The sequence below is a fragment of the Xenorhabdus indica genome, from assembly GCF_014467235.1.
GTDB classification, from domain to species: Bacteria; Pseudomonadota; Gammaproteobacteria; order Enterobacterales; family Enterobacteriaceae; genus Xenorhabdus; species Xenorhabdus indica.
The window spans coordinates 85,981-98,280 of sequence record NZ_NKHP01000010.1; the positions used below are offsets into that span (position 1 = coordinate 85,981).

Annotated in this window: 10 protein-coding genes; 8 read left to right on the forward strand and 2 right to left on the reverse strand. The window is 41.2% G+C overall.

Features of this window, described 5'->3' with window-relative positions:
- Nucleotides 1-83: 83 nt before the first annotated feature.
- The 5 genes from lon (at nucleotide 84) to Xind_RS09780 (ending at nucleotide 6,223) form a co-directional block, all read left to right on the forward strand.
- The gene (gene lon / locus Xind_RS09760; RefSeq protein WP_187649952.1) at nucleotides 84-2,438 is read left to right on the forward strand and encodes an endopeptidase La; all 2,355 of its coding nucleotides are present in this window, start codon (nucleotides 84-86) and stop codon (nucleotides 2,436-2,438) included.
- A gap of 375 nt (nucleotides 2,439-2,813) precedes the next feature.
- On the forward strand, nucleotides 2,814-3,089 hold the full coding sequence (hupB, locus tag Xind_RS09765; protein WP_156115343.1) for a nucleoid-associated protein HU-beta: 276 nt from the start codon (nucleotides 2,814-2,816) through the stop codon (nucleotides 3,087-3,089).
- A 169-nt stretch (nucleotides 3,090-3,258) separates the two neighbouring features.
- The gene (ppiD, locus tag Xind_RS09770; protein WP_187649953.1) at nucleotides 3,259-5,133 is read left to right on the forward strand and encodes a peptidylprolyl isomerase; all 1,875 of its coding nucleotides are present in this window, start codon (nucleotides 3,259-3,261) and stop codon (nucleotides 5,131-5,133) included.
- A gap of 147 nt (nucleotides 5,134-5,280) precedes the next feature.
- Nucleotides 5,281-5,664: a ComEA family DNA-binding protein gene (locus tag Xind_RS09775; RefSeq protein WP_187649954.1), complete on the forward strand. Its 384-nt coding sequence runs from the start codon at nucleotides 5,281-5,283 to the stop codon at nucleotides 5,662-5,664.
- 148 nt (nucleotides 5,665-5,812) lie between these two features.
- The gene (locus Xind_RS09780) at nucleotides 5,813-6,223 is read left to right on the forward strand and encodes an acyl-CoA thioesterase (protein WP_047680510.1); all 411 of its coding nucleotides are present in this window, start codon (nucleotides 5,813-5,815) and stop codon (nucleotides 6,221-6,223) included.
- Nucleotides 6,224-6,265: 42 nt separating this feature from the next.
- Here the strand turns inward: Xind_RS09780 and queC are convergent, their stop codons facing one another.
- Entirely contained in the window at nucleotides 6,266-6,964 is a 699-nt protein-coding gene (gene queC / locus Xind_RS09785; RefSeq protein WP_047680508.1) for a 7-cyano-7-deazaguanine synthase QueC, read from the reverse strand.
- Between the two features lie 32 nt (nucleotides 6,965-6,996).
- Entirely contained in the window at nucleotides 6,997-8,049 is a 1,053-nt protein-coding gene (locus Xind_RS09790) for a PLP-dependent cysteine synthase family protein (RefSeq protein ID WP_187649955.1), read from the reverse strand.
- A 121-nt stretch (nucleotides 8,050-8,170) separates the two neighbouring features.
- Here Xind_RS09790 and Xind_RS09795 point away from each other — a divergent pair, with 121 nt between their 5' ends.
- The 3 genes from Xind_RS09795 to Xind_RS09805 all read left to right on the forward strand — a co-directional run bounded on the left by Xind_RS09795 (nucleotide 8,171) and on the right by Xind_RS09805 (nucleotide 12,225).
- Entirely contained in the window at nucleotides 8,171-8,632 is a 462-nt protein-coding gene (locus Xind_RS09795; RefSeq protein ID WP_047685671.1) for an Lrp/AsnC family transcriptional regulator, read from the forward strand.
- A 67-nt stretch (nucleotides 8,633-8,699) separates the two neighbouring features.
- Nucleotides 8,700-10,448 carry a SmdA family multidrug ABC transporter permease/ATP-binding protein gene (locus tag Xind_RS09800; RefSeq protein ID WP_187649956.1) on the forward strand — a complete coding sequence of 583 codons (1,749 nt, stop codon included), beginning with the start codon at nucleotides 8,700-8,702 and terminating at the stop codon, nucleotides 10,446-10,448.
- Complete coding sequence (locus tag Xind_RS09805; RefSeq protein WP_047685667.1) at nucleotides 10,432-12,225, forward strand: SmdB family multidrug efflux ABC transporter permease/ATP-binding protein; 1,794 nt, start codon at nucleotides 10,432-10,434, stop codon at nucleotides 12,223-12,225. Before Xind_RS09800 ends, Xind_RS09805 begins: the two co-directional genes overlap by 17 nt.
- The last annotated feature ends 75 nt before the right edge of the window (nucleotides 12,226-12,300 follow it).

The following is a 12,300-nucleotide window of genomic DNA, read 5'->3' on the forward strand; positions in this document are numbered from 1 at the left end:
TATATTCTTTGAAGTGAAACTCGTGAAAACCGTGTTTCACGAGATTCCTAAAACTGGCGAAAGCTAAACGAAGAGAGAGCTCTATGAACCCTGAGCGTTCCGAACGCATAGAAATCCCTGTATTGCCTTTACGCGATGTAGTGGTTTACCCACATATGGTGATCCCTCTGTTTGTTGGGCGAGAAAAGTCGATTCATTGTCTGGAAGCAGCAATGGATCATGACAAACAGGTCATGTTGGTAGCGCAGAAAGAAGCATCCACTGATGAACCGGGAGTCAATGATCTGTTCTCCGTAGGTACAGTAGCTTCTGTTTTACAGATGTTGAAATTACCAGACGGTACAGTGAAAGTTCTGGTTGAAGGCTTGCAGCGTGCTCGTATTACAACATTAACAGATAATGGAGAGTACTTTTATGCGCAGGTTGAATATCTGGATTCCCCGCTTGTTGATGAGCGTGAGCAAGAAGTTCTGGTAAGAACCGCCATTAATCAGTTTGAAGGCTATATCAAACTGAATAAAAAAATCCCGCCGGAAGTACTGACATCATTGCACAGCATTGAAGATGCAGCAAAATTGGCAGATACCATTGCTGCCCATATGCCATTGAAAATCAATGACAAGCAGACTGTTTTAGAGATGTCTGATGTTGTTGAACGCATTGAATATCTGATTGCAATGATGGAATCAGAAATCGATCTATTACAGGTAGAAAAGCGTATTCGTAATCGCGTCAAAAAACAGATGGAAAAAAGTCAGCGCGAATACTACCTGAATGAGCAAATGAAAGCGATTCAGAAAGAATTGGGTGAGATGGATGATGCACCTGATGAATATGAAACTCTGAAACGTAAGATCGAAGACGCCAAAATGCCAAAAGAGGCGCGGGAAAAGGCGGAAGCTGAGCTGCAAAAATTAAAAATGATGTCCCCAATGTCAGCAGAAGCAACAGTTGTTCGCAGCTACATTGATTGGATAGTGCAGGTTCCCTGGAACGCACGCAGCAAAGTGAAAAAAGACTTGGTAAAGGCGCAGGAAGTCCTTGATATAGACCATTATGGTTTAGAGCGAGTGAAAGAACGTATCCTTGAATATCTGGCAGTGCAAAGCCGGGTCAGTAAAATCAAAGGTCCAATTCTTTGTCTGGTTGGACCGCCGGGTGTGGGTAAAACCTCACTGGGCCGCTCCATTGCTCGAGCAACAGGGCGTAAGTATATTCGTATGGCTTTGGGCGGTGTACGTGATGAAGCTGAAATACGTGGGCATCGTCGTACCTATATTGGTTCAATGCCGGGTAAATTAATTCAAAAAATGTCCAAAGTAGGCGTTAAAAACCCACTGTTCTTATTGGATGAAATTGACAAAATGTCATCTGACATGCGTGGTGATCCTGCTGCTGCTTTGCTGGAGGTACTTGATCCTGAACAAAACGTGACATTTAACGATCACTACCTTGAAGTGGACTATGATTTATCCGATGTAATGTTTGTGGCGACATCCAACTCTATGAACATTTCGGCACCTTTGTTAGATCGTATGGAAGTGATCCGTTTATCTGGTTATACCGAAGACGAGAAGTTAAATATTGCCAAGCGTCACTTGTTGCCGAAACAGATCGAACGCAATGCTTTGAAAAAAGGTGAATTGACCATTGATGATGGGGCGATTATTAGCATAATCCGTTATTACACCCGTGAAGCTGGCGTGCGTAGTTTGGAACGTGAAATTTCCAAGCTGTGTCGTAAGGCGGTCAAGGCTCTGTTGATGGATAAGCAGCTTAAGCATATCGAAATCAATGCAGATAATCTGAAAGATTATCTGGGCGTTCAGAAAGTGGATTATGGTCGTGCAGATACTGAAAACCGTGTTGGTCAAGTTACAGGGCTTGCATGGACAGAAGTCGGTGGTGATTTGCTGACAATTGAAACAGCCAGTGTACCGGGTAAAGGGAAATTAACTTATACCGGTTCGTTGGGTGAAGTGATGCAAGAATCCATTCAGGCCGCACTGACTGTCGTTCGGGCTCGTGCAGATAAGTTGGGTATCAGTTCTGATTTCCACGAAAAGCGTGATATTCACGTTCATGTCCCGGAGGGTGCAACACCGAAAGATGGCCCAAGTGCAGGTATTGCAATGTGTACAGCACTGGTTTCTTGTTTGACAGGTAATCCGGTTCGTGCTGCTGTAGCGATGACAGGTGAAATTACTCTGCGTGGTCTTCTCTTGCCTATCGGTGGTTTGAAAGAAAAACTGCTGGCAGCCCATCGTGGAGGAACTAAAACGGTCATTATTCCTTACGAAAATAAACGAGATCTGGAAGAGATCCCTCAAAACATAATTCAGGATTTGGAAATTCATCCGGTTAAGCGTATAGAAGACGTTTTAACTATTGCTTTACAAGATCCTGCGTTTGGTGCTGAGGTTGTCTCACTAAAGTAGTACAAAAATAGTGAGCTAACTCAAGACTCTTTATAAAAATTAGGTTGGTAAGTTAATTCAGGCTTGCCAGCCTTTTTTTGTCTCATTAAGTTAGTTTAATCTAAAGATCTGATTAAATATTTTGCTGTTCTATAATTTCTTGCTAATACTGGAATTGGTTGATATGACGGCAAGACTGTTGTGTTATCCGTTCTAAATAGGTGTTTGTTACAATAGTATACCTAATAGATTTCAAGTTGCATTGTGGTGGCAAAAGAACGAATCCTCAGTAGCATAGATAACTATGTGACCGGGAGTCGTTGTAAAGGGTAACGCGGCCAATGAAAGAGGTAACTTGAAAGATTCAAGGTATAAAACTAAATGGGGATGATAAGAGTGAATAAGTCACAACTGATCGACAAAATTGCTGCTGATGTAAATGTTTCTAAGGCAGCTGCCGGGCGTGTAGTAGATGCATTCATTTCTTCAGTATCTGGTGCATTGAAAGACGGTGATGATGTCGTTTTGGTAGGGTTTGGCACATTTACTGTACGTGATCGTGCTGCTCGTACAGGACGCAACCCTCAGACCGGCAAGGAAATCAAAATAGCAGCAGCAAAAGTACCCGCTTTCCGTGCAGGAAAAGGGCTGAAAGATGCTGTCAACGGGTAATGAACATAAATAACCTGTCACATTTACTGTGACAGTTATAAACTGACTGGATTAAATTGATAGGTTAGAATATAAGCGTATCACTTGATTGATGCGCTTTTTTTTTCTTAGCGTTCGAATTAGCGTAAGATGATAGTTTCTTTTTCACTAAGCGGAGTTTTACGTCTTTATGATGGACAACCTACGCACGGCGGCAAACGGCCCAGTGCTTAAAATCGTGTTGGCTCTAATTATCCTGACCTTTTTGGTGACAGGGGTAACAGGCTACCTGTCAAGTGAAGGCGGTAATTATGCTGCCAAAGTGAATGGTCAAACCATTAGTCGTGCTCAATTAGAGCAGGTATTTCAACAAGAAAAAATTTCATTACAGGAAAGACTGGGAGATCAATTCTCAACTCTGCTAAGTAATGAACAGCAAGTGAGAGTGCTGAAACGCCAGTCATTGGATAGTATTATTAATGCGGTTTTACTTGAACAATATGCAAGTAAGCTAGGTCTATCAGCAAGCGATGGGCAAGTAAAAGCAGAGATCCGCAAACAGCCTTATTTCCAGACCGAGGATGGCAAATTTGATAACAATAAATATCTGGAAACGTTGACCAGAGTTGGACTGAATCCAGATGCTTATGCGGAACAAGTTCGGCAGGAATTGATTACCCGTCAACTTCGTGCAACGTTACTGGGTTCAGAAATTGCTTTGCCGACAGAAATTAAACAGATGGCAGCGTTATCTTTGCAAGAAAGAACGGTTCGTTTGGCAACTCTTGAACTGAAATCAGTTGAAGCAAAACAGACAGTAACTGAGCAAGAGCTGAAAAATTACTATGATATGAATGGTAATCGCTTCACAGTGCCTGAGAAAGTTAAAATCAGCTATATCAAGATGGATGCTGCGGATGAGCTGAAAAATGTTACCGTAACTGATGCTGATATTGAAAAGTATTATAAAAATAACCTGTCAAAATATACACAACCAGAAAGGAAGAAATATAGTCTTATTCAACTTGCGTCTGAAGCCGATGCAAAATCGATTCTTGATGAATTGAAAAAAGGCGCCGATTTCAGCAAATTGGCAGCAGAAAAATCGACAGATAAATATTCTGCTCAGCAAGGAGGTGATCTTGGCTGGATGGAAGACAGCTCTTCACCTGATGAGATCAAATCCGCTCATTTAACGGAAAAAGGGCAATTCTCTGATGCCATCAAATTATCTAATGGGTATGCAATCTTCCGTTTGGACGACATTAAACCTCAGGTAGTTAAGTCATTAGCGGATGAACGCACAACAATAGAAAAAACAGTAAAACAAGAAAAAGCAATTGATGCGTTTTATGCATTGCAGAGAAAAGTCAGTGAAGCTGCTGCCAATGATAATGAATCCTTAGCTGCGGCAGAACAGGCCGTTGGTTATAAAGCTGTTACTACTGATTGGTTTGACCGAGATCATATCCCGGCTGATATTAATTTTAGTCAGGTCGTTCAGGCTATTTTCTTTAGTAATTTGATGGATGATAAAGGCGCTTCAGGAACTAACTCTGATGTAATCTCTGTTGATGGTGACAGGGCCTTTATTATTCGGGTGGATGATGTTAAACCTGAATCCATTCTGCCATTTGAAGAGGCTAAAACTCAGGTTACTGAATGGGTAAAACGTCAAAAGGCTGAAAAACAGTTACAGGCTGATGGTGAAAATCTTCTTACAGCATTAAAAGAAGATAAAGGAGAACCAGCTCTAAAAGTGGCAGGGCTCCAGTTTGGTGAACCAACACTAATGACACGTATGCCACAAGCCAACCCGATTACTGATGTGGTATTTACCTTGCCTCATCCCAAAGATGGTAAGCCAGTATATGGATTAGCTCATGATGAGCTTGGCAATGCTGTTTTGGTTCAATTGGATAAAGTTGCATCTGGTTCTGTTTCAGAAGAACAGATTAAACAATATATGATGGTTGAGCAGTATCAGATGGGTAATGCTATGCTGGAATCTTTAGTCGCTAACTTACGTGATAATGCTGAAATTAAAATAGGGCAAATTGAGTAAATTGCGAAGTTACTCGCAACTGATTTTGCAAAACAGTAATTGAAAAAGGCCACTTTCGTGGCCTTTCGCATATTTGAATCTTTCCTGTTGTTCTGAATTTTTGTTATGGCACTCTTTCCTCCATCAACAAAACATGGAGACATTTTTATGAAGTATTTAAGGATATTATTTAATTCATTTATTCTTACTTTTGGTATTAGCATGCCGTTATCTCATGCTATTGCAGCAGGAGAGTCTGTTAATAAAGTGGTACTGACACCATCATCTGATCTGCATAAGACCATTACTGAGAAAAGCGAATCAAGGGATAAGGAAGAAAAAGCGCTCTCAGGAAAAGGAAGCATTAATATCAATACAGCGAATGCTGAAGAATTAGCAAAAGAACTTAATGGTGTTGGTGCCAAAAAAGCACAGGCAATTATTGAATATCGTGAAAAATATGGCCCATTCACAGCAATTGAGCAATTACAGGAAGTACAAGGCATTGGTCCTGCTTTTATAGAGAAAAACCGGGATAAATTAACCTACTGATTAAAAGCCCTCTTGATGAGTGTGCTGATGATTTTATCAAGAGGGCTGTGATACTGATCAAGAATAATTAATTAAACGCTATTGTAATTAAAATGTTTTGCTATTGTTAATAATCTTACTGGTCAGATGAGTTTAGGGGAAAATAGCAATGAGCACAATTATAAAAGTCAGAGGTTATCATATTGATGTTTTTCAGCATGTAAACAATGGACGTTATTTGGAGTTTATGGAGGCGGCTCGCTGGGATTTACTCGCTGAAAGTGACATGTTACGATGGCTAAATAATAATAAAATTGCTTTTATTGTAGCCAATATCAATATTAACTATCGTCATCCTGCTGTATTAGGAGATGAATTGGAAGTGAAATCGTCCTTGCAGGAATTGCGTAACAAAAGCGGCTCTTTTTTCCAGAAAATTATACGCAAAGGCGATAACCGAATTATCGCCGATTCTATGACTACATTTGTTTGTGTTGATTTAAAAACTCAACAAACGTTGGTGTTGGACGGTGAATTAAGAGAAAGGTTTGATGAGTTTAAGAATGAAGCCGTGAAGTGAGGAGTGAGAGGTATTTTTCCCCCTCACTGATACCTGAATTATCTAGTTAAGCTGCGTTTTGGATTTCATTTCTGCCATTGTGGGCTTGGCATTGTTTAAATAAAGATTTAGCCCATTAGCTCGAAGATGGCAGGCAGCGCACTCACCACAACCATCACCCTGTATTCCGTTATAACAAGTGAGAGTTTGAGTGCGAACAAAATCCAGTTTCTGGTAATAATCAGCTAATGCCCAGGTTTCCGCTTTGTTCAGCCACATTAATGGAGTTTCAAAGCGGATATCTCTGGCGATACCGAGACAAACAGCATTATTCAGGGATTTGACAAACTCATCGCGACAATCGGGATAGCCGGAAAAATCAGTTTCACAAACACCGGTGATAACGGTTTCAGCCTCAATCTGATATGCGTAAATCGCTGCCAGAGTTAAAAACAAAATATTACGACCGGGAACAAAAGTATTCGGTAGGCCACTTTTTTCGCTTTCACTGAAATCTGGTACGGGAATGTTATCTCTTGTCAGGCTGCTGATAGCAAGCTCATTTAATAAAGTAACATCAAGTACTTTATGGGCAGCCGCTCCCAGCTCTTTACTGATACGGCTGGCAACATCAATTTCAGCTCGGTGGCGTTGACCATAGTCAAAAGTAATACAGTGAACTTCATCATATTGGTGAAGTGCTTGAATTAAACAAGTGGTGGAATCTTGTCCACCACTGAATACAACAACAGCTCGTTTCATGATACCTACCTCTTTAAATTGAAGGAGATATGTTACTCATAACTATTGAGTTTGGGTAGTTGCGTGAGATATAGCGTGATGTCACCGATATTATTTTTGACCCATTCTGGGTTGTAATAAGTATCAAGGTAACGCTCCCCGCTATCACATAACAATGTCACGATTGAACCCTGCTGGTTGTTGTCATGCATTTGTTTGGCTAGTTGCAAAGCTCCCCAGACATTGGTTCCTGTTGATGCTCCCGTTTTTTTTCCAATGAGCTTTTCGAGCCAGTAGATGGTGGCAATCGAAGCACAATCAGGAACTTGGAACATATCATTGATAACATGAGGTATAAAAGATGGTTCGGCACGCGGACGCCCGATACCTTCGATTTTACTGCTTGTATTTTTGCGTATTTGTCTGCAATTTTGGTGATAGCAGTCGTAGAAAACGGAGTTCTCAGGATCAACAACAATGAGTTTAGTGTTATATCCTTGATAACGCATATAACGGCCAAGTGTTGCGGACGTTCCGCCAGTCCCTGCACTCATGACAATATAAGTTGGCTCAGGGAAGGGTTCTAATTCCATTTGACGGAAAATGCTTTCTGCAATGTTATTGTTGCCCCGCCAGTCAGTGGCTCGTTCAGCATAAGTGAATTGATCCATATAATGACCATTCAGTTCTTTTGCCAGGTGTTCTGATTCTTCATAAATCTGGGCTGAATGTTCTACAAAATGGCATTTACCGCCGTAAAATTCGATTTCCTGAATTTTGCGTTTAGCAGTACAAGCGGGCATCACTGCAATAAAAGGCAAGCCAAGTAAACGAGCAAAATAGGCTTCAGAAACAGCAGTACTACCGGATGAGGCTTCAATAATAGGAGTTCCTTCATCTATCCAACCATTACTGAGTGCATAAAGGAAAAGGGAACGTGCAAGTCGGTGTTTAAGACTACCAGTGGGATGAGTGCTTTCGTCTTTGAGATACAGATGGACTTCAGGAAACATGGGGAGGTTGAGTTTAATCAGATGCGTATCAGCACTGCGTTGATAATCAGCTTGAATAGATTTTATGGCATTGGTAGCCCATAAAGACGACATAAATTGACCCCAGATAAAATACATTTTTGACGTATATATTACTCTTACATTCAGAGAAATAGATTGTTATTTTTCTGATATTGCGTTCTATTTTTAGGAAATATTTCTACAGGATATAGGTATGTTAGATAAAACAGACCGTAAGCTACTAGAGCTGCTCCAACAGGATTGTAGTTTGTCCTTAAATGCGTTGGCAGAAGCCGTTAATTTGACATCTACACCGTGCTGGAAGCGTCTTAAACGGCTTGAAGATGAAGGATATATTGTTGGAAAAGTTGCGTTACTTAATGGTGAAAAACTAGGGTTAGGTTTGACTGTAATTGTGATGATAAAAACTCAACAGCACAGTAGTGAATGGTATGAACAGTTTGTTTCTTTTGTTAAAGAGATGCCGGAAGTCTTAACATTCTATCGTATGGCAGGGGAATATGATTATTTAATGCACGTAGAAGTTGTTGATATGAAAAGTTATGATCATTTCTACAAACGCATGGTTAATGGGATACCTGGTTTGATTGATGTAACATCAAACTTTGCAATGGAAAAAATAAAATATACAACGGCGTTACCCATACCAGATTAGATAATTATTCAAATCTCTTTGGTGAAGTGGTCGCCGATCCTTTCATTTTTACCTCGGGAATAGGTTTGTGAGATTATTTTCTCAGTTAAGTTGGTATTTTTTCAGTGAATGGCGTCGCTATTTAGGTGCTGTCATTTTTCTGGTGATGATTGCGATATTACAATTAATTCCCCCTCGTTTGGTTGGAATTATTGTTGATGGCATCAGCGCAAAAACAATGTCATCCAGTCAATTATTGATGTGGATAAGCGTTATGCTCATCATTGCACTGGCCATATATGGTCTACGGTACGTTTGGCGGGTATGGCTATTTGGTGCTTCTAATCGATTAGCTGTTAAGTTGCGCAGTGATTTCTATCAGAGATTGAGCAGCCAAGATCCTGAATTCTATTTACGTCATAGAACAGGGGATTTAATCGCCCGGGCAACCAATGATGTTGATAGAGTTGTTTTTGCTGCAGGTGAGGGAGTACTTACTTTAGTTGATGCCTTAGTAATGGGATGTGCTGTACTTATTGTGATGAGTGTGGAGATCAGTTGGCAATTGACATTATTATCACTGTTACCTATGCCTATTATGGCGTTAGTGATTAAACGATATGGCCAACAACTTCACCATCGTTTCAAGTTGGCTCAAGGCGCATTTTCTACGCTTAATAACCACGCTCAGGAAAGCTTGACCAGTATTCGAATGATAAAGGCTTTTGGGCTGGAAGAACTACAATCCAGCCAGTTCGAAGAAGTAGCCACTGAGGCAGGACGTAAAAATATGCGTGTTGCACGTGTGGATGCACGCTTTGACCCTACTATCTTCATTGCTATTGCGCTTGCAAATTTATTGGCTGTTGGTGGTGGAAGTTGGATGGTTGTGAATGGTTCTCTGACATTAGGAGAGTTGACCAGCTTTGTCATGTACTTGGGGCTAATGATTTGGCCTATGCTAGCGCTAGCATGGATGTTCAATATTGTTGAGCGTGGTAGTGCGGCATATACACGGATCCGTAGCTTATTACAGGAGCCTCTGGTGATTGAGGATGGTTCACACTCTTTATCTGCTGAACGCGGGACACTGATAGCAAATATCAACTCCTTTGTTTATCCAAAGCATAGTGTACCTGTTCTTCGAGATATTCGTTTTCAGTTACTACCGGGTCAATTATTGGGAATTTGTGGTCCGACGGGGTCAGGAAAAAGTACGTTGCTTGCTTTATTGCAACGCCAGTTTGATATCGCTGATGGCGAAATACTGTTTCAATCCCGCAATGTTTCTACACTCAGGCTGGAAGAATGGCGATCACGATTGGCGGTTGTGAATCAGACTCCTTTTCTATTTTCGGATACAGTTGCAGGGAATATTGCCTTAGGGTGTCCTGATGCTACTCAAGAACAAATCGAAGAAGTAGCCCGTCTGGCGAATGTGCATGATGATATTTTGCAGTTACCACAAGGTTATCAAACCGAAGTCGGAGAGCGTGGAGTGATGCTTTCTGGTGGGCAAAAACAACGTATTTCTATAGCAAGAGCATTGCTATTAGATGCAGAGATTCTAATCCTGGATGATGCGCTTTCTGCTGTAGATGGTCAGACTGAGCACCGTATCATGAAAAATCTCAGCCAATGGCGGCAGCAACGTACTGTTATTATTAGTGCACATAGATTATCAGCTTTAGTAGAAGCAGATAATGTTTTGGTGATGCAAAATGGTGCGATTTCTCAGCAGGGGCAGCATAAACGGCTTATTGCGCAATCTGGTTGGTATTCAGATATGTACCATTACCAACAACTTGAAGCCGCATTGGATGGTCAATATGAGTAATACTGATATGGAGAAGTCTAATACGCGTAATTTTTGGTCATCGTTAAAACGCCTGTTGGTTTACAGTAAAAACTACCGTAAGCCAATTGGTCTGGCTGTATTGATGTTATGGATTGCTGCATTGGCTGAAGTTAGTGGCCCGATGATTATCAGTTATTTTATCGATAACATAGTTTCAACGGGCAATCTTCCACTTGATGTTGTTAGTGGTCTTGCGGTTGTGTTTTTGATATTACAGTTAGTGGCGGCTGCTTTACATTATTTCCAGTCTTTGTTGTTTAATCAGGCATCTATTGGCGTTATACAGCAGATCAGGACGGATGTCATGGATTCAGCACTACGCCAGCCTCTGAGTACTTTCGATAACCAACCTGTTGGGCAATTAATATCTCGTGTGACGAATGATACTGAGGTCATTAAAGATCTATTTGTGAATGTCATCCCAACAGTTTTTCGTAGTGTTGCGCTAATTGGGGCAATGTTGATAGCAATGTTCTTTTTGGATTGGCGTATGGCATGTGTTGCACTGACGATCTTTCCTGCTGTTTTTCTTGTGATGATAATTTACCAGCGTTTTAGTACACCGATTATTCGACGAGTTCGTGTGTATCTTGCTGATATTAACAATGTTTTTAATGAGGCTATTAATGGCATGGCTGTCATTCAGCAATTTCGTCAGCAAGCGCGCTTTGGTGAGAAATTGTTTGCCATTAATCGGGCTCACTATCAGGCGCGTATGCAGGCATTACGATTGGATGGCATTCTGTTAAGGCCTTTATTGAGCCTGTTTTCTACCGCAGTGTTGTGTGGTCTACTGCTACTGTTTGGCTTTCAGGGAACAGATTTTATTGGGGTTGGTGTATTGTATGCATTCATTAGTTATCTGGGACGCCTAAATGAACCATTGATTGAGCTGACAGCTCAACAATCCTTATTACAGCAAGCCGTGGTCTCAGGCGAACGGGTTTTTGAGTTAATGGATAGTCCACAGCAACAGTACGGTGTTGATCAACAAGCTTTGACGAGTGGTAGAATTGATGTCGAAAACTTAAGCTTTTCCTATCGTAATGACAAAGTTGTGTTACATAATATCAATCTGCATGTACCGTCACGGGGCTTTATCGCGCTTGTTGGGCATACAGGGAGTGGCAAAAGTACGTTAGCCAATTTGCTGATGGGGTATTACCCATGGCAAAACGGTGACATTTATCTTGATGGACGATCCGTGTCTTCTTTCTCTCATACTGTCTTGCGTAATGGTGTAGCAATGGTTCAACAAGATCCAGTCGTCTTAGCTGCCTCATTCTTCGATAATATTACATTAGGGCGAGATATTAGTGAGGAAAAAGTTTGGCAGGTTCTGGAAGTTGTACAACTGGCTGAGTTTGTTCGCAAGTTACCGGGTGGGATAAATTCAAGATTGGGAGAACAAGGAAATACTCTTTCTGCCGGACAAAAACAGCTTTTGGCAATGGCACGGGTTTTGGTGCAAACACCGCAAATTCTGATTTTGGATGAGGCGACAGCGAATATTGATTCGGGAACAGAACAATCGGTGCAACAAGCGCTACGGATGATCCGAAAACATACAACATTAGTGGTTATAGCTCACCGCCTTTCAACGATTGTTGAGGCTGATTCTATATTCGTGCTGCATCGTGGTGCAATTGTAGAGCAAGGTCAGCATCAACAGCTATTGGCAAGGCGTGGCCGCTATTACCAGATGTACCAGCTTCAACAGGTTGGTGAAACCTTAAATGAACCGCTGCACATTTAGTGTGCATATCGGGAGTGATTGAAAAGGTTACTCCCTGTCTTATATTTCCTATCTATACGAATTCTTTGTAACGAT

Coding starts and splice junctions, on each gene's coding strand:
- lon (WP_187649952.1), top strand. CDS start 84: ATGAACCCTGAGCGTTCCGAACGCATAGAAATCCCTGTATTGCCTTTA.
- ppiD (WP_187649953.1), top strand. CDS start 3,259: ATGATGGACAACCTACGCACGGCGGCAAACGGCCCAGTGCTTAAAATC.
- Xind_RS09775 (WP_187649954.1), top strand. CDS start 5,281: ATGAAGTATTTAAGGATATTATTTAATTCATTTATTCTTACTTTTGGT.
- Xind_RS09780 (WP_047680510.1), top strand. CDS start 5,813: ATGAGCACAATTATAAAAGTCAGAGGTTATCATATTGATGTTTTTCAG.
- queC (WP_047680508.1), bottom strand. CDS start 6,964: ATGAAACGAGCTGTTGTTGTATTCAGTGGTGGACAAGATTCCACCACT.
- Xind_RS09790 (WP_187649955.1), bottom strand. CDS start 8,049: ATGTCGTCTTTATGGGCTACCAATGCCATAAAATCTATTCAAGCTGAT.
- Xind_RS09795 (WP_047685671.1), top strand. CDS start 8,171: ATGTTAGATAAAACAGACCGTAAGCTACTAGAGCTGCTCCAACAGGAT.
- Xind_RS09805 (WP_047685667.1), top strand. CDS start 10,432: ATGGTCAATATGAGTAATACTGATATGGAGAAGTCTAATACGCGTAAT.